We start from the raw sequence: 20,797 nt of genomic DNA on the forward strand, positions 1-20,797 counted from the left end.
ATCGAGCGCGCCCCGCCGTTGCTGCGGGAGCGGACCGCCGGGCCGGGGATGCGGCCCCGACCCGACCGGCGCCCGATCAGGCGACGCCGCCCGGGAGCCGACGAGGCGTCAGGAGGCGCCGTCGGCGCGCAGCGGGAGAACGTTGCCGCGGGCGGTGTCTAGCAGCGAGCCCAGCACCGCCCCGATCTTCTCCGCCGGCATCGGCTTGAAGAAGTGGTAACCCTGGGCGGCGGTGCAGCCCAGCTCGGCCAGCGCGGTCCGCTGCTCGGCCGTCTCCACGCCCTCGGCCACCACCCGCAGGCCCAGCTCATGGGCGAGCCCGACGGTGGTCCGGACGATCGCCGCCGCCTCCGGCGAGTCGGCCATCCGGATCACGAAGGAGCGGTCGACCTTGAGTTCATCGACGGCGATCCGGGTCAGGAAGGTCAGCGACGAGAAGCCGGTGCCGAAGTCGTCGACGGCAAGCTGCACCCCCATGGACCGCAGCATGGCGAGCACCTCGTCGATGACCTCCAGCTCGCTCATCACCACCGTCTCGGTGATCTCCAGGACCAGCCGGTGCGGCGGAACCTGGTGCCGGCGCAACGCCTCGCCGATCTCCGCCGGCAGCCGCGGATCGAGCAGGCTGCGCGCCGACAGGTTGACCGAGATCGGCACGTCCAGGCCCGCCCGGCCCCACTCGGCGGCCACCCCCAGCGCCTTGTCCAGCACGTACCGGGTGAAGCTGCCCAGCTGCTCGCTGTTCTCCACGGGGCGGATGAAGTCGGCCGGCCCGAGCCACCCCCGCCGCGGGTGCCGCCAGCGGATCAACGCCTCCACCCCGGTCGGGGCGCCGGTGGCCAGGTCCACCGCCGGCTGCAACGCCAGCACCAGCTGGTCGTCGGCCTCCAGGGCCTCCCGCAGCTCCGCGAGGAGCGCCAGGTGGTCGGTGCTCGCCGCGTCCCGGGAGCTGTCGTACGCGGCGACGCTGCCGCCGCCCTCCTTCGCCTGGTACATGGCGATGTCGGCCCGGCGCAGCAGCTCGGTCAGGTCCGCGGTGCCCGCGTCGGCGACCACCACACCGACCGCCACCTCGACGGACATCCGAACGCCCGCCACCTCGGTCGGGGTGGCGAGCCGCTCGGCGATCTCCCGGGCCTGGCGCAGCGCGTACGCCAGCGGAGCGGTCCGGTCGTCGACCACCGGAACCTCGGTCAGCAGCAGGGCGAACTCGTCGCCGCCGAGCCGGCCGAGCAGGTCACCGGGGCGGGTCAGGGCGGCCAGCCGGTTGGCGGTCAGCCGCAGCAGCTGGTCCCCGGCCGCGTGCCCGAGCGTGTCGTTGACCTCCTTGAACTGGTTGACGTCGAGCAGCAGCAGCGCCACCGGGTGGTCGTGGGCGAGCTGCCGCAGCGTCTGGTCGCCCTTGGTGAGCAGGGCGGCCCGGTTGAACAGCCCGGTGAGCTGGTCGTGCACCGCCTCGTACGACGACCGGGCGGTGACCAGCCGCAGCTCGCGGTGGGTCGCCGCGTCGTGCAGGGCGGCGGCCAGGGCGTCGCCGAACGCGGCGACGGCGTCCCGCTCCCGGGCGCTGGGCGGGGCCGACCGGGGAAACAGGATCCGCAGCTGGCCGACCGCGGCGCTGCCCACGGTCAGCGGCCGGATCAACTCGTGATCGCTCGACTCGGTAGGCGCCGGGGGCGGCACCTCGCGGTCGCGTACCTGGCCGCCGGTGTCCGCCCGGTAGCGCCGCCACCGGCCGTCGCCCCGGGCCACGTCCACCTCGACCAGCTCGGCGCCGAAGAGGGTGAGCGCCCCGGTCACCGCGGCGGTCGCCACACCCCGCTCGTCGAGCTGGTTCAGCGCGGCGGTGGCCTCGGCGAACGCCCGCCAGGTGCGCCGTTCCTGGTCGGACCGGAGCCGGTGGCGGTAGGTCTGCTGGAGCAGCCAGAGCGGCGGGGGCAGGAGCAGCAGCCAGCGGGCGTCGATCTCCAGCAGCGCGACCACCACCAGGCCGACGGCCACGTTGCCGACGAACATGAGCAGCTTGCCCCGGAGCGCCGCGAGCAGCGGCGGCCCGATCGGCACCCCGTGCCGCAGCGCCACGGTGGCCGCGCCGAGCCAGGCGGTGGTGAGCAGGTAGGTGACCGAGCCGGCGGTCAGCGCGAGGGCGAGCTCGGGGGTCGGCGCGGCGAGCAGCGGCCGGCCGAGCGCACTGGCCACTGCGGCCGCGAGCGCGGTGGCGGCGGTCAGCGAACCGGCGATCCGGACCAGTTCCAGCACCGGCCGGCGGTCGGCGAGCAGGGACATCGCGGTCCAGGCGGCCCCGGTGCCGAGCAGGGCCGCGGCCGGCAGCCACCCGGCCGGTACGAGATAGAGGCAGACGATGAGGGCTGCCTCGCCCCAGGTGATGCTGACCATCCCGGCTGCGGTCCGGAAGCGCAGGCGGGCGAGCTGGGCGACGGCGAACGCGGCGACCGCGATGCCGAACCGGGCGGGGGCCGGCAGCGGGTTGCCCGCCGGGAGGGATGCGGGCACGGTGAGGCCGAGCACGGCGGCCACCAGGGCGGTCACCGCGACGGCACAGGTCAGCAGAAGCACCCCGGAGGGGGTGCCGCGCAGGCCCCACCGATCCGGAGGGTGACCGTCCCGGCCGGAGGTCACCGGCCCACCCCGTCCACGGGCGGTCCGAGGGCACGGTGGGCGGCCACGGCTGCCAAGGACATCGGCGCCCCCCTTCCGCGCACGGCTGGGGCCTTTCGGTCCCCCCGGCGGAAGGCTAAGCCAAAGCCGGTGGTCGCAACAGGGGGCGACCACCGGCTTCGGCGTGATTCACGTGCCGACTACCCGTTCCGGCGCTGCTGAGAGCCGTTGGGAGCATTCGTCGGTGATTCCTGCGAGGCGATCCCGTCTGTCGGATCGGCGACCGTCGCATCGGTCCGGTCCCGGTCGGCCGGACCGGCCTGCTGCGGGAAGCGGTCGGGCAGTCGGCGCAGCCGGGCGTTCATGTTGCGGATCAGCAGGATGGTGACGATGGCCAGCAGCACGATGAGGAAGAGGCCCATCGGACCGGCCAGGCCACCCGTGCGGGTGTCACCGAAGTTGTTCTCCGCGAGCACCTGGGCGGTGGTCAACATGGCGTTCCTCCGATGTGCGGTTGCTGACCAGGGTAGCCCGCGGGGAGATCAGTGGGCATCGCACGTCTCGCGGACCCCGGCGAAGAGGTCGGACTCGGGCAGCGGGCTGTCGACCAGGGAGCGGGCGAGCTGGAAGTCCTCGGTCGGCCAGGCACGCCGCTGGAGCTCCATCGGCACGTGGAACCAGAAGCCGTCCGGGTCGATCTGGGTGGCGTGGGCGCGCAGGGCGTCGTCGCGCACCGGGAAGTATTCCGCGCACTCCACCCGGGTGGTGATCCGCGGCCCCTTGTCCGGGCGATCCTCCCAGCGCTTGAGCCAGTCCTCGTACGGCGACTCGAGCCCGGCGGCGAGCATCGCCTCGTGCAGGGCCATGATCTTGCCGCGGGAGAAGCCGATGTCGTAGTAGAGCTTCAGCGGCTGCCACGGCTCGCCGAGGTCCGGGTGGCGATCCGGGTCGCCGGCCGCCTCGAACGCGGCGACGGTCACCTTGTGGGTCATGATGTGGTCGGGGTGCGGGTAGCCGCCCTCCTCGTCGTACGTGGTGACGACGTGCGGACGGAACTGGCGCATCAGCCGCACCAGCGGCGCGGCGGCCACCTCGACGTCCTGGAGGGCGAAGCAGCCTTCCGGCAGCGGCGGCAGCGGGTCGCCCTCGGGCAGCCCGGAGTCGACGAAGCCCAGCCAGGCCTGCTCGACGCCGAGGATCGCCCGGGCCGCGTCCATCTCGGCGCGGCGGATCTCGCCGATGTTGGCCCAGACGTCCGGCCGGTCCATCTTGGGGTTGAGCACGCTGCCGCGCTCGCCGCCGGTGCAGGTCACGACCAGGACATCCACCCCCTCGGCGACGTATTTCGCCATGGTCGCGGCGCCCTTGCTCGACTCGTCGTCGGGATGGGCGTGCACGGCCATCAGACGCAGCTGCTCTGCCACCTTCGGTGCTCCTCGTCTGTGCCGACCGGCCGGACCCGTCGGGGTCGACCGGCTGACCTGCCGGAATCTCCCCCCGTGCCCGCGGAAACCCCGTACCGGCCGGTCGGCGGCCCCGCCGACCTGCCATCCTTGGTTGAGTGCCCGGGCTGGGAAGATGGACTCTGCCATTCTTGCCGATGCCCACGACAACAACGCCAGGAGATACCCGCCGGTGAGCGAGACGCACGCCACAATCGCACCGGGTACGCCGGTCTTCCCGCCCGGCCGCTACGGCCGTCGCCGGGAGCCGGGGCGCCGCCGTCCGCTCCTGCTGGCCCTGTCCGCGGCCGTCCTGCTGGCGGTGCTCGGGCTGGCCGCCACCAAGCTCTACGCCCAGTACGGCGACCCCGACTACCGGGCCCAGATGATCACGTACACCGGAATCACCGACTCGCGGGTGGTCGTCGACTTCCGGGTCACCGTGCCCCCGGGCGGCTCGGCGACCTGCGTGCTGCGAGCCCGCGCACACGACGGGGTCGAGGTGGGTCGCGTCGAGGCCACCGTGGCCGCCCGTCCCGGTGAGCGACACGTCACCGCCCGGCACGAGGTGCCCACCACCGCCCGCCCGTTCATCGGCGAGGTCCTGCGCTGCCGGCCGGCCGGCTGAGCCGCCCGCTCCCACCTGCTCGAACCCTTACGACGGGTCCCGCCACCGGCACCCGTCGTGATCGTCGACACCCGGATCGGTCCGGCACTGGTAACTTGATAGTTCACCTGTCAGCCAGTCCGCACCAACCGAGGAGAACGCCTGTGTCCACCAATGGCAACGAGGCGCCCGCCACCTGGCTGTCCCAGGACGCTTTCGACCGCCTGCAGGCCGAGCTCGATGAGCTGATCGCCAACCGGCCGGTCATCGCCGCCGAGATCAACGCCCGGCGGGAGGAGGGCGACCTGCGGGAGAACGGGGGCTACCACGCCGCCCGCGAAGAGCAGGGCAAGGCGGAGGGCCGCATCCTCTACCTGAAGGAGCTGCTCCGCACCGCCAAGGTCGGCGAGGCGCCGACGGCCGACGCCGTGTCGCCCGGCATGGTCGTGACGATCTACTTCGACGACGACGCCGACGACACCGAGACCTTCCTGCTCGGCTCCCGGGAGATCGCCTCCACCACCGACCTGACCGTCTACAGCCCCGAGTCCGCGCTCGGCAAGGCGATCCTGGGCGGTAAGTCGGGCCAGACCTGCACCTACACGGCGCCGAGCGGCGCCGATATCAAGGTGACTGTCGTCAAGTTCGAGCCGTTCTCCGGCTAAGAGCCAACCGGACCCGCGCCGGACGGCTCGGGTTCGACCCGACCGAGGCTGACAGGCTCCTCGGACCCGAGCCACCTTCGACCGCCCCGGCCCACCGGCCGGGGCGGTCGCGTCTTCTCAGGCCCCAGGCGGGCTCATCCGGCCGGGCCGTCCCGTGGCAGCAGGCCCCGGGCGGGCTCATCCGGCCGGTCCCGTCGCCGGTCGGGACAGGACCGAGATCACGACTCGCCGGCGAACACCACCTGGTAGCCGCTGGCCCGCAGGGCGCTGATCAGCGTGTCCGAGTGCTCCACGCCGCGGGTCTCCACCGACAGCGCCACCTCCACCTCGCCGAGACGCAGGTGCGGGTTGGCCCGCTGGTGTTCCACGTCGACCACGTTGGCCCGGTGCTCGGCGATCTCGTGCAGCAGCGAGGCGAGCTGACCCGGCCGATCCGTGCAACGGACGGTCACGCGCAGGTAGCGGCCGGCCGCCGCCAGGCCGTGCTCGATCACCCGGAGCATGAGCAGCGGGTCGATGTTGCCGCCGGAGAGCACCGCCACCACCGGTGCCTCCACCTGGACCACCCCGGCCAGCAGCGCGGCCACGCCGACCGCGCCGGCCGGCTCCACCACCTGCTTGCCGCGCTCCAGCAGCATCAGCAGGGCCCGGGAGATGTCCTCCTCGGAGACGGTGACGACGTCGTCGACGAGCTTGCGGACGTGGGTGAAGGTCAGCTCGCCGGGACGGCCGACGGCGATGCCGTCGGCGATCGTCGAGAACGACGACAGGCGGACCGGCTCACCGGCCTTGAGCGAGGGCGGGAAGGCGGCGGCGGTGGCCGCCTGGACCCCGATCACCCGTACATCGGGACGCAGCGCCTTGGCCACCACCGCGATGCCGGAGATCAGACCGCCACCACCCACCCCGGTGACGATGGTCTTCACGTCCGGGCACTGTTCGAGGATCTCCAGCGCCACCGTGCCCTGGCCGGCGATGACGTCCGGATGGTCGAACGGGTGGATGAACACGGCCCCGGTCCGCTCGGCGAAGGTCTGCGCCGCCACCAGCGACTCGTCCACCGTGTTGCCGACCAGCTCGACCGTGGCGCCGTACCCCTTGGTGGCGGCCACCTTGGGCAGCGGCGCGTTCACCGGCATGAAGACGGTGGCGTGGGTGCCGACCAGGCCGGCGGCGAGCGCCACCCCCTGCGCGTGGTTGCCGGCGCTCGCCGCGACCACGCCGCGTTCCCGCTCCTCCGCCGACAGCCGCGAGATCCGCACGTACGCCCCGCGCACCTTGTACGACCCGGCGCGTTGCACGTTCTCGCACTTCAGCCACGCCGGCCCGCCGAGCGCGGCGCTGAGCGGCCGGGAGGGCTCCAGCGGGGTGGTGCGGGTGACGCCGGCGAGCAGTTCCCGCGCGGCCCGTACGTCGGCGAGACCGACCAGTTCCGTCATGCCCCGATCGTGCCACCCACCCCCGGCGGAACCTGCGGCGACGCCACCGTCGGATCGGTCACTCCCTGCGGCGACGGCCCGGTGACCGGCTGCGCCGGGTAGGCGTAGCTTTGCGGCGCGCCGGGCACCGGCCAGCCGGGGTGGGCGGGCCAGGCCGGCCGGCCGAGGGCGATCCGCTGTTCCTGGGCGGTGGAGATCCGCCGGATCAGCACGATCAGCGACCCCGCAGCGACCAGGCAGGCGACCAGCGGGATCAGGTGCCACCCCAGCGCCTCCCGGTAGTAGTCGGCGTACCACTTGAACTCGGTGTCGAACATGGGCTGCTCGGGCAGCCGGCCGTACGCCTGGTCGTCGCGCCGGCTGACCAGGCGCTCCCCGAAGCTGAAGGCCAGCCACGCCACCCACCAGACGAAGACCAGCCCGGGGGTGAACCGCTTCCAGAGGCTGTCCCGGGCGAGGTTGGCGACCACCCGGGCGGGCACCACGAAGTTGGCGAACGGCACCAGCCAGCCGGCGATCGCCCAGCCGGCGCCGAGGTGGGGCAGCGCGCCCGGGAAGGCGTCCAGGTTCTTCCGGGCCCGCCAGGTCCAGATGATCACCAGCACGGCGGCGGTCAGGTAGGCCAGCAGGAACGGCAGCGAGAGCACCACCTCGATCAGCACCGCGCCGAGCAGCACGTCCGGGTCCTGGCTCTCCCTCGCGCGCTCGGCCAGCACGGCACCGACCAGCGGAAAGAGCGCCACCACCAGGTACAGCAGCGCGGTCGCACCGACCGCGATCGAGGCGGCCAGGCCGATGCCCCGCACCGAGTAGGTCGGCACGCCCGGGGTGAGGGCGGGCTGGCCGTGTGGGGTGTGGCAGTTCTGGCACTCGTTGTCGCTGGGAGACGTCTCGTCCCCGCAGGTGTGGCAGCGCATCGGTGACCGTCCAGGGGTGCGTGGGTGCGCACACGCTAGACGATCAAGCGTGGGCCGGCGACCCCGTGCCGATCCGGGGGTAGTCGGGGGCGTGTCGCTGCCACGGCGCCTGCATCTCGAACTGGCCGGCGACGCCGAGCAGAAGCAGCTCCGAGCCGGGCGGGCCGATGAACTGCACGGCGACGGGCAGGCCGTCCGGGCGGCGGCCGACCGGCACCACGATCGCCGGCAGCCCGGCGATGTTCCACGGCGCGGCGTACGGGGCGTACCGGATGTTGGCCTTCATGTTGGCCAGCCAGGACCGGCCGGACCAGCCCTCGGCCTCCGGCGGCGGGCCGGCCAGCGCCGGGGTGAGCAGCAGGTCGACCGAGTGGTCGGCGAAGAAGTTCACCGAACGCTCGCGCCAGGCGATCCGGTCCGCCTCGCGGACGTATCCCCGGCGCTGCGCCCACTCGCCGAGCGCGATGTGCCGGCGGCTGCGCCGCTGGAGTCCGCCCCGCTGAAGCCCGGCGGCGTGTGCGTCGGCGGCGGCCGCGGCGAACCAGGTGGCGAGTCCCTTGAGGCCGAGCGAGGTCGGGTAGACCGGTTCGGCGGGGACGGTGTCGTGCCCGGCGGCGGCCAGCAGCCGGCCGGCGGCGGCCACCGCGTCCCGGTTGGGCGCGTCCGGCGAGACGCCGCGGACCGGCGAGCGCAGCGAGACGCCCACCCGCAGCCGCTGCGGCGGCACCAGCTTGTCGGGGCGGCGGCCGGCCAGCACCGAGAAGCCGACCACCGCGTCGGCGACCGTGCCGGTCAGCACGCCGTGCTCGGCGAGGCCGAACCAGTCGTCCGCGCCGAGCTGGTAGGGGATCACGCCCCGGCCGGGCTTGAGCCCGACCAGGCCGCAGCACGCGGCCGGGATGCGGATCGAGCCGAGGCCGTCGTTGCCGTGCGCCATCGGCACCAGGCCGGCGGCGACCGCGGCGGCGGCGCCGCCGGACGAGCCGCCCGGGGTACGCCGCAAGTCCCACGGGTTCCGGGTCACCCCGGTCTCGTCGTCGGTGACCGCCCAGAGGCCGAGCTCCGGCATCCGGGTCACCCCGAGGATCACCGCGCCCGCGCCGCGCAGCCGCCGGACCACCTCGTGGTCGGCCTCCGCCACGGGGGTACGCACGGCGGCCGAGCCGTTCCAGGTGGGCAGGCCGGCCACCGGGGTGTTCTCCTTGACCGCGACCGGCACCCCGGCCAGCGGGAGGTTGGCCAGGTCCTCCTGCTCGTCGACCTTCTCCGCCTCGGTGATCGCCTCCCCGCCGCGTACCGTGCGGAACGCGGCGAGGTCGGCGTCGGCGCGGGCGATGTGGTCGAGGTGGTCGGCCACGACCTGGGTGGCGGAGACGTCACCCCGGCGTACGCCCCGGGCGATCTGCTTGGCGGTCGCCCCCACCCAGGTCGTCGGCATGATCTCCGGCACGGCCATCCTCCCCAGCCAGCGGTCAGCCCAGTGCCTGCTCCAGATCGGCGAGCAGGTCGTCGACCGTCTCGATGCCGACAGACAGTCGCACGAGATCGCCGGGAACTTCAAGCGGCGAGCCGGCAGCGCTCGCGTGTGTCATCCGTCCCGGGTGCTCGATCAGGGACTCGACGCCGCCGAGCGACTCGGCGAGCACGAAGAGCTTGGCCCGGTTGCAGATCTCCACGGCGTGCTCCTCGCCGCCCGCGGCGCGGAAGGAGATCATGCCGCCGAACCGGCGCATCTGCTTGGCGGCCACCTCGTGCCCGGGGTGTGCGGGCAGGCCGGGGTAGATGACCTGGCCGACCTTGGCGTGACCGTCCAGGTAGGCCGCGATCCGCTCGGCGTTGTCGCAGTGTCGGTCCATGCGTACCCCGAGGGTTTTGATGCCGCGCAGGGTGAGCCAGGCGTCGAACGGCCCGTTGACCGCGCCCATCGCGTTCTGGTGGTAGCGCAACTCGTCGCCGAGCCCGCTGTCGGCGACGACCAGCGCGCCACCGACCACGTCGGAGTGTCCGCCGATGTACTTGGTGGTGGAGTGGACCACCACGTCGGCTCCGTGCGCGATCGGCTGCTGAAGGTACGGCGACGCGAAGGTGTTGTCGACCACCAGCAGCGCGTCGGCGTCGTGCGCGACGGCGGCCAGGGTGGCGATGTCGGCGATGCCGAGCAGCGGATTGGTGGGCGTCTCCACCCAGATGATCTTCGTGGCGCCGGGGCGGATCGCGGCCCGAACGGCGTCCGGGTCGGAGACCTTCGCCGGGGTGTACGTCAGCCCCCAGCGCTCGGCGACCCGGGCGAAGAGCCGGTAGGTGCCGCCGTACGCGTCGTCCGGGATCACCACGTGGTCGCCCGGCTTGCAGACCGTGCGCAGCAGGGTGTCCTCGGCGGCCAGGCCGCTGGCGAAGGCGAGCCCCACCGGCCCGCCCTCCAGCGCGGCCAGGCACTCCTGGAGCGCGTCGCGGGTGGGGTTGCCGGATCGGCTGTATTCGTAGCCCTGCCGGGGCGCGCCGACGGCGTCCTGGGCGTAGGTGCTGGTCTGATAGATCGGCGGGATCACCGCGCCGGTGCGGGCCTCCGGGTCCTGACCGGCGTGGATGGCGAGCGTCTCGAAGCCGTGACTCATTCCCGAGACGTTAGTCCGCCCACCCGTCGCATCGGATGGAAGCCGGGCGCGAGTCGGCCGTCCGCCGGAGCGCCTACCCTGGCCGGGTGAGCGGGTGCGTGTTCTGCGGGATCGTGGCGGGCGAGGTGCCCGCGTTCACCGTCGCCGACGAGCCGGACGGGGTGGCCTTCCTGGACACCCGGCCGGTCTTCAAGGGGCACGTGCTGGTGGTGCCGCGCACCCACCTGGTCACCCTTGACACGCTGCCGACCGAGGCGATCCCGGGCTACTTCCGGCTGGTGCAGCGGCTCATCGTGGCGGTGGAGACCGGGCTGGGGTCCGGTGGGACGTTCGTGGCGGTCAACAACAAGGTGTCCCAGTCCGTCCCGCACCTGCACACCCACGTGGTGCCCCGGACGAAGGGCGACGGGTTGCGCGGCTTCTTCTGGCCGCGGACCCGCTACACCGACGACACGGAGGCCCAGGAGTACGCCGACCGGATCGCCGTCGCCCTGGCCTGACCGCGGGACGGGCGGGTAAGGAAGCGGGGCCCGGCGGTGTTGCACAGGCTGAGAAAGCCAAGAGAGGAGTCCCACCGTGTTCCTTCGCCGCATGAAGGCCGAGATGATCTCTCCCGACCAGGCCCTGCCGGGCCGCGCCATCGCGATGCCGATCTCCGACCGGCACGAGGTGCTGCCGTCCTCGCTCAAGGGCCCGTTCCCCGAGGGCGCGCAGGTCGCCGTGTTCGGGATGGGTTGTTTCTGGGGTGCCGAGCGGCTGTTCTGGACCCTCCCGGGCGTGATCACCACTTCGGCCGGCTACGCGGGTGGCTACACCCCGAACCCGACCTACGAGGAGGTCTGCTCGGGGATGACCGGGCACGCCGAGGTGGTCCAGGTGGTCTACGACCCCAGCCGGATCAGCTACGAGGACCTGCTGAAGGTTTTCTGGGAGAACCACGACCCGACCCAGGGCATGCGCCAGGGCAACGACGTCGGGACCCAGTACCGTTCGGCGATCTACGCCACCACCGACGAGCAGCTCGCCACGGCGCAGGCGTCCCGGGACGCGTTCGCGCCGATCGTGGCGCGGGCCGGCAAGGGCGAGATCACCACGGAGATCGCCCGGCTCGGTGACTACTACTTCGCCGAGGACTACCACCAGCAGTACCTGGCGCCGACCAAGAACCCGGGCGGGTACTGCAACCACGGCCCGAACGGGCTCAGCTGCCCGGTGGGCGTGGCCCGTACCGCCGGTTGACCGACCGGGTGTCCGTTTCCGGGCCTGCGGTGTTTGTCACACCGTGGGCCCGGCTCATTCCGGTCAGCCGACCGGGCCCGGCGCGAAATACGGGCATGGCCTGCGCCCCGCCACGGAGCGGCCGCGCATTCTAGCAAAGACCAGACTTCCCGGACATCAGCTCAACAGGCGAGCTGGACCGACCTCTGGCAGCATTGCCCGGCATGTGCGGACTGGCTGGGGAGTTCCGCCATGACGGTTCACGCGCCGATGTCGCGGCGGTGGAGCGGATGGCGGCCACCATGAGTGACCGAGGACCGGACGACAACGGGATCTGGTCGCAGGGCCCGATCGCCCTGGGGCACCGACGCCTGAAGATCATCGACCTGTCCGCCGCGAGCGGCCAGCCCCTGGTCGACGCCGCCGCCGGCCTCACCGGCGTCTTCAACGGCTGCATCTACAACTACCGGGAGCTGCGGGCGGAGTTGCAGGCCAGGGGGCACCGCTTCTTCTCCTCCGGCGACAGCGAGGTCGTGGTCAAGGCGTACGCCGAGTGGGGACTCGACTTCGTCGACCACCTGGTCGGCATGTTCGCGGTGGCGATCAGCGAGCGGGACAGCGGGCGGCTGGTGCTGGCCCGGGACCGCCTCGGCATCAAGCCGCTCTATCTGGCCGAGGCCCCAGGTGTGGTCCGCTTCGCCAGCACCCTGCCGGCGCTGCTGGCCGGCGGCGGCGTGGACACCTCGATCGACCCGGTGGCGCTGGCCCACTACCTGAGTTTCCACAGCATCGTGCCGCCGCCGCGGACCATCCTCCGCGGCGTCACCAAGCTGCCCCCGGCCACCGTCCGGGTGTACGAGCCGGACGGCTCCCGCCACGAGCGGGTCTACTGGGATCCGTCCTTCACCCGGGCCGCCGAGTGGGCCGGTTGGTCGGCGCGGGACTGGCAGGACGCGCTGCTGGAGTCGCTGACCACCGCGGTACGCCGGCGGATGGTGGCCGACGTGCCGGTGGGCGTGCTGCTCTCCGGCGGCCTGGATTCCAGCCTCGTGGTCGCGCTCCTCGCCGGCCAGGGACAGTCCGGCCTGGCCACCTTCTCGATCGGCTTCGACGCGGTCGGCGGCCGGGCGGGTGACGAGTTCGTCTACTCCGACCTGGTCGCCAGGACCTTCGACACCGATCACCACCAGATCAGGGTGCCCACCGGTGACCTGGTGCCGCCGCTGGAGGCCGCCGTCGCGGCGATGAGCGAACCCATGGTCAGCCACGACTGCGTGGCGTTCTGGCTGCTCAGCCAGGAGGTGGCCCGGCACGTCAAGGTGGTCCAGTCCGGCCAGGGCGCGGACGAGATCCTGGGCGGCTACCACTGGTACCCGCCGCTCGCCGGGGTCGACCGCGAGCGGGCACTCGAGACGTACGCGAAGGCTTTCTTCGACCGCGACGCGGCCGGCCTGGCCCGGGTGCTCACCCCGGCGTGGCTGGTCGGCGGCGACCCGGCACGGGAGTTCGTCGCCGCGCACCTGGCCCGGCCCGGCGCGCAGACCGCGGTCGACGCCGGCCTGCGGATCGACACCCAGGTCATGCTGACCGACGACCCGGTGAAGCGGGTGGACAACATGACCATGGCGCACGGGCTGGAGGCCCGGGTGCCGTTCCTCGACCACGAGTTCGTGGCGCTGGCCGCGAGCTGCCCGCCGGAGCTGAAGCTGGCCCAGGGCGGCAAGGGCGTGCTCAAGGAGATCGGCCGACGGCTCCTCCCCCACGAGGTCATCGACCGCCCGAAGGGCTACTTCCCGGTGCCGGGCCTCACCCATCTCGAGGGCAAGCTCCTCGACCGGGTACGCGATGCCCTCACCGCGCCCGAGGCCCGGCGCCGCGACCTGTTCCGCGCGGAGTACGTCGACGCACTGCTCGCCGACCCGAACGCCGAACTGACCCCGTTGAACGGAAACAAGCTGTGGCAACTCGGACTCCTGGAAATGTGGCTCCAGAGCCACGGAATCGACTGACCGTGACCGACACCCTCGCCACCGGCACGGCCCGTACCGACCGGGAACGGATGCTGGGTCGCCGCCGGGAACGCGTCGGACCGGGCGGCGACCCGGTCGCCCCCGGCACCGCCGAGCCGCGCGACGAGACCAGCTCGGACGGGGTGGTGCTGGACTGCGGCTGGGGCCGGCTGGTCTTCGGGCAGACCTTCGGCGAGCAGGTCGACGTCGCCGACGTGCTGCGTTCCGAGGCGGTCGGCGCCCGGGACATCTGCATCTACCTGCGCGACCCGCACGTGCTGGTCTCCCGGCTGCCGGACGAGCTGTTCATCGACCCGTCGCTGACCTACCGGCTGCCGCTGGGCGAACGCCGGCCGGCCGCCGCCGCGAGCGGCGAGGTCTCCGGCCTGACCATCCGGCCGCTGCGGGACGCCGACGACGCGGACGCGGTGAACCGGATCTACGCCCGCAACGGCATGGTCACCGCCCCGGTCGAGGTGCTGGTCGCCAACGCCGCCAGCGACCGGTTCCTGCACCTGGTCGCCGAGGCGGCCACCGGCGAGGTGGTCGGCACCATCACCGGCGTGGACCACGTCGCGGTCTTCGCCGACCCCGAGCGGGGCGCCAGCCTCTGGTGCCTGACCGTGGACTTCAACACCGCGCCGCCCGGCACCGGCCAGGCCCTGCTCAACGCGCTGGCCGACCGGCTCGACGAGCGGGGCCGGGCCTTCGTGGACCTGTCGGTGCTGGCCGAGAACTCGGGGGCGATCCGGCTCTACGAGCGGCTGGGCTTCCACCGCACCGGGACGCTCTGTGTGAAGCGGAAGAACCCGATCAACGAACGTCTCTTCCTGCCCGCCACCCCGGAGGGGTACGACGGCCTCAACCCGTACGCGAAGATCGTGGCCGACGAGGCGATGCGGCGTGGCATCCGGGTGGAGGTCACCGACCCGCGCTGGGGTGAGCTGAGGCTGACCAGCGGCGGCCGGACCGTACACACCCGGGAGTCGCTGTCCGAGCTGACCTCGGCGGTGGCGATGAGCCGCTGCGACGACAAGCGGGTGACCCGGCGGATCCTCACCCAGGCGGGGCTCTCCGTGCCGCGGGGCCGCACCGCCACCGGCGACGCCGACGACCTGGCCTTCCTGGCGGACACCGGCCCGGTGGTGGTCAAGCCGGCCCGTGGCGAGCAGGGCAACGGCATCACCGTCGGGGTGCGTACGCCCGAGGCGCTCAGCGCGGCGGTCGCGCTGGCCCGGCGGTTCTGCCCGGACGTGCTGATCGAGGAGCTCCGCGAGGGCGAGGACCTGCGGGTGGTCGTCATCGACCACGAGGTGGTGGCCGCGGCCCTACGCCGGCCCGCCCAGATCACCGGGGACGGGCTGCACGACGTCACCGAACTGATCGAGCGGCAGAGCCGGCGGCGGGCCGCCGCCACCGGCGGCGAATCCCGCATCCCCGTCGACGGCATGACCCGGGAGGTGGTGGCCGAGGCGGGCTACCGGATGCACGACGTGCTCCCCGAGGGGCGGGTGCTCGCCGTTCGCCGGACCGCCAACCTGCACACCGGCGGCACCATCCACGACGTCACCGCCGAGCTGCACCCGGCGATCGCCGAGGCGTGCGTGGCGGCCAGCCGGGCGCTGGACATCCCGGTCACCGGGCTGGACCTGCTGGTGCCCGCCCCCGACCAGCCGGAGCACGTGTTCATCGAGGCGAACGAACGGCCCGGCCTGGCCAACCACGAGCCGCAGCCCACCGCCGAACGCTTCGTGGACCTGCTCTTCCCCGGCACCCGGGCGCCGCAGCGGCTCTGGTCGCCGCCCGGCACGGGAGGCGCCCCGTGAGCCCGGCGCCGCTGCCGCTCGACCTCGACTACCTGCGCCAGGTGCTGGTGGAGCTGCTGGAGATCCCCAGCCCGGCGGGACGTACCGACCACATCCAGCAGTACGTGGGCGAACGCCTCGCCGCGCTCGGCATCGGCTCCACGCTGACCCGGCGCGGGGCGCTCAGCGCCAGCCTCCCCGGCCCCCGGGCGACCGGCGCCGACCGGGCGATCGTGGTGCACACCGACACCATCGGCGGCATGGTGAAGCGGCTCAAGCGCAACGGCCGGCTGGAGCTGAAGCCGATCGGGACGCACAGCGCCCGGTTCGCCGAGGGCGCCCAGGTCCGGATCTTCACCGACGACCTCGACCGGGTGATCACCGGCCAGGTGCTGCCGCTGAAGGCCAGCGGGCACCGCTACAACGAGGCGGTCGACCTGCAGGGCGTCGGCTGGGAGCTGGTCGAGGTACGGGTGGACGAGCCGGTCGCCGACGTCGCCGGCCTGCGGGCGCTCGGCATCGACGCGGGGGACTTCGTCGCGCTCCTGGCCGACCCGGCGATCACCCCGAGCGGCTACGTCAAGTCCCGCCACCTGGACGACAAGGCCGGCGTGGCCGCCGTGCTGACCGCGTTCAAGGCGCTGGTCGACGCGGGCGTCACCCCGGCGGTGACCGCGCACCTGCTGGTCACCGTCACCGAGGAGCTCGGGCACGGGGCCAGCCACGGCCTCGACCCGGACGTGGCGGAGATCGTCTCGGTGGACGCGGCGGTGGTCGCCCCGGGGCAGCAGTCCCGGGAGGACGCGGCCACCCTGGCCATGGGCGACGGGGTGGGTCCGTTCGACTACCACCTCACCCGCAACCTGGCGTCGATCGCCCGGGAACACGGCGTCGACCTGGTCCGGGACGTGTTCGACTACTACCGGTCGGACGTGGCGGCCGCGGTCGAGGCGGGCGCGCACGCCCGGGTGGCGCTGCTCGGCTTCGGCGTGGACGCCACCCACGGGCACGAGCGCACCCACCTCGACGGGCTGCGCCACCTGGCCCAGCTGCTCTGCCTCTACCTGCAGAGCCCGCTGGTCTTCCCCGAGTGGGACGCCGAGCCGGCGGGCGACCTGGCCGACTTCCCGTCGCTGGCCGTCCAGCCGGCGTCGCCGGAGGGCCCCCGGGAGGGCCCGATCGGCCTGGACTGATCGCCCCGTGCGCCGGGCGCGCCGGATTCCCGGCCGGGGCTGTGATCGAAATCCGTTGCCGGGGTCGCCGGGAAGTGGATAGCGTGGCGGTACACGGGAAAGGAGGTGGTCCAGACTTGTATAGCAATCGGACTCGTGAGGTGGCTGTCCGCTAGCCGCTGTCCTCGACAGTAAATCCCGTCCGCCGCGAGGCGGGCACAGGCACCATCGTCGAGACCGTGTGGCAGCGGTGCGGCGAATTCACGACAGCCACCCGACCCCCGGGGTGCCGGCCCAGTCCAGCCGGCCCGCGCGCGAGCGCGGAAGCCCCGGGGGTCGCTTTATGCTCCAGGGGGTCTCCGGTGTCCATGCGTGAGCTGGTGGTGCTCGGTACGGCCAGCCAGGCCCCCACCCGACACCGCAACCACAACGGCTACCTGCTGCGCTGGGACGACGAGGTGCTCCTCTTCGACCCCGGCGAGGGCACCCAGCGGCAGATGCTGCACACCGGGATCTCCGCCACCGACCTCACCCGGATCTGCGTCACCCACTTCCACGGCGATCACTGCCTGGGCCTGCCCGGCGTGATCCAGCGGCTCTCCCTGGACCGGGTACCGCACCCGGTGGCCGTCACCTTCCCGGCTGGCGGCGCCGAGTATTTCGCCCGCCTGCGCCACGCCTCCAGCTTCTACGAGGCCGCCGACCTGACCGTGCAGCCGGTCCACACCGACGGGCAGCGGATCAGCCTGGGCGCCGGCACGCTGGAGGCCCGCCGGCTGCGGCACCCGATCGAGACCTACGGCTACCGGCTCGTCGAGCCGGACGGCTGCCGGATGCTGCCGGAGAAGCTGGCCGCGTACGGCATCGCCGGCCCGGCGGTCGGCGAGCTGCTCCGCGTCGGCCACCTGGACCTGGACGGACGCCGCGTCACCCGGGACGAGGTGAGCGTGACCCGCCCGGGCCAGCGGTTCGCCTTCGTGATGGACACCGGCCTCTGCGACGGGGTGTGGGCCCTGGCCGAGCACGCCGACCTGCTGGTCATCGAGTCGACGTTCCTGGAGTCGGAGGCCGCGCTCGCCGCCGAGGTCGGCCACCTGACCGCGGCGCAGGCCGCGCGGGTGGCGGCCGAGTCCGGGGTACGCACCCTCGTGCTCACCCACTTCTCCCAGCGGTACGCCGATCCGCGCCGGTTCGCCGACGAGGCCCGCGCCCACTTCACCGGCGAGCTGGTGATCGCCGAGGACCTGATGACCGTTCCGGTGCCGCCCCGGCGGGTAGCGTCGACCCGGTGACCGTCTCGCTGCGCCCCGCCACCGAGGCCGACCTGATGGCGGTCGGTGCCCTGCACCAGCGCTCCCGGGTGGCGGCGTACGCGTCATTCCTGCCGGCCGAGGCGCTGGCCGAGCCGACGCCGGAGACGATGGGCCGCTACTGGGTCGAACGCTGGCGGTGGGAGCGGACCGACCACCGGATGACCGTCGCCGAGCGCGACGGCCGGCTCGTCGGCTTCAGCTACCTGGGCCCGGACGACGCGGGCGACCCCGCCACCGGCCTGCTCAACGCGATCCACCTCGAGCCGGACGAGCGGGGCCGGGGCACCGGGCGGGCGCTGATGGTCGACGCGCTGGCCGCGATGCGGGCGCGGGGCTGGACCCGGGCGGCGCTCTGGGTGCTGGAGCGAAACGCGCACGCCCGCCGGTTCTACGAGCGCGGCGGCTGGACCGCCACGGGCGAGCGGCGCGAGGAGCGGATCGGCCCCGCCCGGGTCCCCCAGCTCCGCTACGCCCGGCCCAGGTAACGAAGGGCACCTTAACGCCTTAGGTAGCGGAGGGGCCCCGCCTGACCACCGTTCGCTGTGAGCGGATCGGGGCATGGGCGCCGGCGGTGGCGCGTTGGCACCGGCATGGACATCGAGCACACCGAGCGGGCGGAGGACGCCGCGCTCGACGCGTACTCCCGGGTGGTGACCGGCGTGGCCGCGCGGGTGCTGCCCAGCGTGGCGGCCCTGTCGGTGCGGACCGCGCGCGGCGCGGGCGCCGGCTCGGCCGTGGTGATCGGCCCGGACGGACTGCTCCTGACCAGCGCGCACGTGGTGCAGGGCGCCCGGGACGGCGCGGCCGCCTTCGGCGACGGCGTCGAGACCCGGTTCCAGGTGGTCGGCGCGGACCCGCTGTCGGACCTGGCGGTGCTCCGCGCGGAGGAGACGACCGTGCCGCCGGTGGAGCTGGGCGACGCGGACGGCCTGCGGATCGGACAGCTCGTGGTCGCGGTCGGCAACCCGCTGGGGCTGGCCGGCTCGGTCACCGCCGGGGTGGTCTCCGGGCTGGGCCGGTCGCTGCCGGCCCGGGACGGACGGGTCACCCGGCTCATCGAGGACGTCATCCAGACCGACGCGGCGCTTAACCCGGGCAACTCCGGCGGGGCGCTGGCCGACTCGGCCGGCCGGGTGGTCGGGGTGAACACGGCGGTCGCCGGGTACGGCCTCGGCCTCGCCGTACCGGTGAACGCCACCACCCGGCAGATCATCGCCGACCTGACCAGCGACGGCCGGGTACGCCGGGCCTGGCTGGGGGTTGCCGGCGTGCCGGTGCCGCTGCCGCCGGAGGTCGTCGCCCGGACCGGGCAGCGGCGCGGGCTGCGGGTGGTGGAGGTGGTGCCGGGCAGCCCGGCCGGGTTGGCCGGGATCTACCTGGGCGACGTGCTCCTCGCCGCCGGCGGCCGGCCCGTGCAGGACGGCCAGGGCCTGCAACGGCTGATGCTCGGCCCGGCCATCGGCACCCGGCTGCCGGTCACCGTGCTGCGCCGGGGCGCCCTGGTCGACGTGGTGGCCGTGCCCACCGAGCTGGACCGCTGACGCGACGAGGGCCGCTCCCCCACGGGAGCGGCCCTCGTCGGCAGACTCAGTGCGCGCCGAGGTGGGCGAGCAGGTCCTGCCGGGTCAGCACACCCTTGGGCTTGCCGTCGACCAGCACCAGCGCGGCGTCGGCCTTCTCCAGCAGCGCGACCGCCTCGCTCACCGGCTGCCCACCGCCGATCATCGGCAGCGGGTCGGTCATGTGCCGCTCGATCATGTCGTGCAGGTGGGCCTGCCCGGTGAAGAGCGCGTCGAGCAGGTCCTTCTCGGCGATCGAGCCGGCCACCTCACCGGTCACCACCGGCGGCTCCGCCTTGAGCACCGGGAGCTGGGAGACGCCGTACTCCCGCATGTAGTCGATGGCGTCGCGGACCGTCTCGGTCGGGTGGACGTGCACCAGCTCGGGCAGCCCGCCCGGCTTGCCGGCGAGCGCGTCGGCCACGGTCGGCTCGGCGCCGGAGTTGTCCAGGAAGCCGTACCGGGCCATCCACCGGTCGTTGAAGATCTTCGACAGGTAGCCCCGGCCGCCGTCCGGCAGCAGCACCACGACCACGTCGTCCGGGCCGGCCTTGCGGGCCACCTCCAGGGCGCCCACCACGGCCATGCCGCAGGAGCCGCCGACCAGCAGCCCCTCCTCGCGGGCCAGCCGCCGGGTCATCTCGAAGGACTCCTTGTCGGAGACCTCGACGATCTCGTCGGCGATGTTCCGGTCGTACGTCTCCGGCCAGAAGTCCTCACCGACGCCCTCCACCAGATACGGCCGGCCGGTGCCGCCCGAGTAGACCGAGCCCTCCGGGTCCGCCCCGACGACCCGGACCCGCCCCGCGGAGGCCTCCTTCAGGTAGCGGCCGATGCCGGAGATGGTGCCGCCGGTGCCGACGCCCGCGACGAAGTGGGTGATCCGCCCCTCGGTCTGCTGCCAGATCTCCGGGCCGGTGGTCTCGTAGTGCGAGCGGGGGTTCGCCGGATTGCTGTACTGGTTGGGCTTCCACGCGCCGGGGATCTCCCGGGCCAGCCGGTCGGAGACGTTGTAGTAGGAGCGCGGGTCCTCCGGGGCCACCGCGGTCGGGCAGACCACCACCTCGGCGCCGTACGCGCGCAGCACGTCCTGCTTGTCCTGGCTGACCTTGTCCGGGCAGACGAAGACGCACTTGTAGCCCTTGAGCTGGGCCACCAGGGCCAGCCCGACGCCGGTGTTGCCGCTGGTCGGCTCGACGATGGTGCCGCCGGGCTGGAGAATGCCCGCCTTCTCGGCGTCCTCCACCATCTTCAGCGCGATCCGGTCCTTCACCGAACCGCCCGGGTTGACGTACTCCACCTTCGCCAGCACGGTCGCCTGGATGCCCTCGGTGACGTTGCGCAGGCGGACCAGCGGGGTGTTGCCGATCAGCTCGACGACATTGTCGTAGTACTGCACCTCGTTGTGCCCTTCGTT

At 73.3% G+C, this 20,797-nt stretch carries 18 protein-coding genes; 10 read left to right on the forward strand and 8 right to left on the reverse strand.

All coding sequences use genetic code 11. The features are described from left to right. Nucleotides 1–108 precede the first annotated feature (108 nt). The 3 genes from ACY34I_RS17610 to mca form a co-directional block, all read right to left on the reverse strand. Nucleotides 109–2,598, reverse strand: a complete 2,490-nt coding sequence (locus tag ACY34I_RS17610; RefSeq protein ID WP_462756106.1) for a putative bifunctional diguanylate cyclase/phosphodiesterase — start codon at nt 2,596–2,598, stop codon at nt 109–111. 221 nt (nt 2,599–2,819) lie between these two features. Then, a complete protein-coding gene (locus tag ACY34I_RS17615) occupies nt 2,820–3,113 on the reverse strand; it encodes a hypothetical protein (RefSeq protein WP_462756082.1) in 294 nt (97 codons plus the stop codon). Nucleotides 3,114–3,161: 48 nt separating this feature from the next. Continuing rightward, a complete protein-coding gene (mca, locus tag ACY34I_RS17620) occupies nt 3,162–4,043 on the reverse strand; it encodes a mycothiol conjugate amidase Mca (RefSeq protein ID WP_148798951.1) in 882 nt (293 codons plus the stop codon). A 211-nt stretch (nt 4,044–4,254) separates the two neighbouring features. Here mca and ACY34I_RS17625 point away from each other — a divergent pair, with 211 nt between their 5' ends. Beyond that, nucleotides 4,255–4,689: a DUF4307 domain-containing protein gene (locus ACY34I_RS17625; protein ID WP_462756083.1), complete on the forward strand. Its 435-nt coding sequence runs from the start codon at nt 4,255–4,257 to the stop codon at nt 4,687–4,689. Between the two features lie 143 nt (nt 4,690–4,832). After that, nucleotides 4,833–5,333: a transcription elongation factor GreA gene (gene greA, locus ACY34I_RS17630; protein ID WP_462756084.1), complete on the forward strand. Its 501-nt coding sequence runs from the start codon at nt 4,833–4,835 to the stop codon at nt 5,331–5,333. 218 nt (nt 5,334–5,551) lie between these two features. Here the strand turns inward: greA and ilvA are convergent, their stop codons facing one another. The 4 genes from ilvA to ACY34I_RS17650 are packed head-to-tail and all read right to left on the reverse strand — an operon-like array spanning nt 5,552 to nt 10,304. Continuing rightward, on the reverse strand, nt 5,552–6,772 hold the full coding sequence (ilvA, locus tag ACY34I_RS17635) for a threonine ammonia-lyase (protein ID WP_148798957.1): 1,221 nt from the start codon (nt 6,770–6,772) through the stop codon (nt 5,552–5,554). Then, nucleotides 6,769–7,689 (reverse strand): DUF4328 domain-containing protein, encoded by a 921-nt coding sequence (locus tag ACY34I_RS17640; RefSeq protein WP_462756085.1) that lies wholly within the window; start codon nt 7,687–7,689, stop codon nt 6,769–6,771. Before ACY34I_RS17640 ends, ilvA begins: the two co-directional genes overlap by 4 nt. 43 nt (nt 7,690–7,732) lie before the next feature. After that, nucleotides 7,733–9,145: an amidase gene (locus ACY34I_RS17645; RefSeq protein WP_462756086.1), complete on the reverse strand. Its 1,413-nt coding sequence runs from the start codon at nt 9,143–9,145 to the stop codon at nt 7,733–7,735. 16 nt (nt 9,146–9,161) lie between these two features. Beyond that, entirely contained in the window at nt 9,162–10,304 is a 1,143-nt protein-coding gene (locus tag ACY34I_RS17650; protein ID WP_148798961.1) for a cystathionine gamma-synthase, read from the reverse strand. A gap of 86 nt (nt 10,305–10,390) precedes the next feature. Here ACY34I_RS17650 and ACY34I_RS17655 point away from each other — a divergent pair, with 86 nt between their 5' ends. From ACY34I_RS17655 to ACY34I_RS17690, 8 genes are all read left to right on the forward strand, one after another. Beyond that, nucleotides 10,391–10,804, forward strand: coding sequence for an HIT family protein (locus ACY34I_RS17655; protein ID WP_462756087.1), 414 nt, complete (start codon nt 10,391–10,393; stop codon nt 10,802–10,804). A 76-nt stretch (nt 10,805–10,880) separates the two neighbouring features. Beyond that, nucleotides 10,881–11,543 (forward strand): peptide-methionine (S)-S-oxide reductase MsrA, encoded by a 663-nt coding sequence (gene msrA / locus ACY34I_RS17660; protein ID WP_462756088.1) that lies wholly within the window; start codon nt 10,881–10,883, stop codon nt 11,541–11,543. A gap of 203 nt (nt 11,544–11,746) precedes the next feature. After that, nucleotides 11,747–13,531, forward strand: a complete 1,785-nt coding sequence (locus ACY34I_RS17665) for an N-acetylglutaminylglutamine amidotransferase (protein WP_462756089.1) — start codon at nt 11,747–11,749, stop codon at nt 13,529–13,531. 2 nt (nt 13,532–13,533) lie between these two features. Next, a complete protein-coding gene (gene ngg, locus ACY34I_RS17670) occupies nt 13,534–15,357 on the forward strand; it encodes an N-acetylglutaminylglutamine synthetase (RefSeq protein ID WP_462756090.1) in 1,824 nt (607 codons plus the stop codon). Continuing rightward, on the forward strand, nt 15,324–16,529 hold the full coding sequence (locus tag ACY34I_RS17675; protein ID WP_462756107.1) for an osmoprotectant NAGGN system M42 family peptidase: 1,206 nt from the start codon (nt 15,324–15,326) through the stop codon (nt 16,527–16,529). The genes ngg and ACY34I_RS17675 overlap by 34 nt, the downstream gene beginning before the upstream one ends. 341 nt (nt 16,530–16,870) lie before the next feature. Continuing rightward, entirely contained in the window at nt 16,871–17,800 is a 930-nt protein-coding gene (locus tag ACY34I_RS17680) for a ribonuclease Z (protein ID WP_462756091.1), read from the forward strand. Beyond that, the gene (locus ACY34I_RS17685; RefSeq protein ID WP_462756092.1) at nt 17,797–18,306 is read left to right on the forward strand and encodes an N-acetyltransferase family protein; all 510 of its coding nucleotides are present in this window, start codon (nt 17,797–17,799) and stop codon (nt 18,304–18,306) included. The genes ACY34I_RS17680 and ACY34I_RS17685 overlap by 4 nt, the downstream gene beginning before the upstream one ends. Nucleotides 18,307–18,411: 105 nt before the next feature. Continuing rightward, nucleotides 18,412–19,362 carry a S1C family serine protease gene (locus ACY34I_RS17690; RefSeq protein ID WP_462756093.1) on the forward strand — a complete coding sequence of 317 codons (951 nt, stop codon included), beginning with the start codon at nt 18,412–18,414 and terminating at the stop codon, nt 19,360–19,362. A gap of 46 nt (nt 19,363–19,408) precedes the next feature. Here the strand turns inward: ACY34I_RS17690 and ACY34I_RS17695 are convergent, their stop codons facing one another. Next, nucleotides 19,409–20,779, reverse strand: a complete 1,371-nt coding sequence (locus tag ACY34I_RS17695) for a cystathionine beta-synthase (RefSeq protein ID WP_462756094.1) — start codon at nt 20,777–20,779, stop codon at nt 19,409–19,411. Between the last annotated feature and the right edge of the window lie 18 nt (nt 20,780–20,797).

This window comes from Micromonospora sp. RTBAU3-60, assembly GCF_054963695.1.

What these genes read in the sequence shown, in the direction of transcription:
- ACY34I_RS17690 (WP_462756093.1), top strand. Translation starts at nt 18,412, where the DNA reads ATGGACATCGAGCACACCGAGCGGGCGGAGGACGCCGCGCTCGACGCG.
- ACY34I_RS17650 (WP_148798961.1), bottom strand. Translation starts at nt 10,304, where the DNA reads ATGAGTCACGGCTTCGAGACGCTCGCCATCCACGCCGGTCAGGACCCG.
- ACY34I_RS17645 (WP_462756086.1), bottom strand. Translation starts at nt 9,145, where the DNA reads ATGGCCGTGCCGGAGATCATGCCGACGACCTGGGTGGGGGCGACCGCC.
- ACY34I_RS17640 (WP_462756085.1), bottom strand. Translation starts at nt 7,689, where the DNA reads ATGCGCTGCCACACCTGCGGGGACGAGACGTCTCCCAGCGACAACGAG.
- ACY34I_RS17615 (WP_462756082.1), bottom strand. Translation starts at nt 3,113, where the DNA reads ATGTTGACCACCGCCCAGGTGCTCGCGGAGAACAACTTCGGTGACACC.
- ilvA (WP_148798957.1), bottom strand. Translation starts at nt 6,772, where the DNA reads ATGACGGAACTGGTCGGTCTCGCCGACGTACGGGCCGCGCGGGAACTG.
- ACY34I_RS17665 (WP_462756089.1), top strand. Translation starts at nt 11,747, where the DNA reads ATGTGCGGACTGGCTGGGGAGTTCCGCCATGACGGTTCACGCGCCGAT.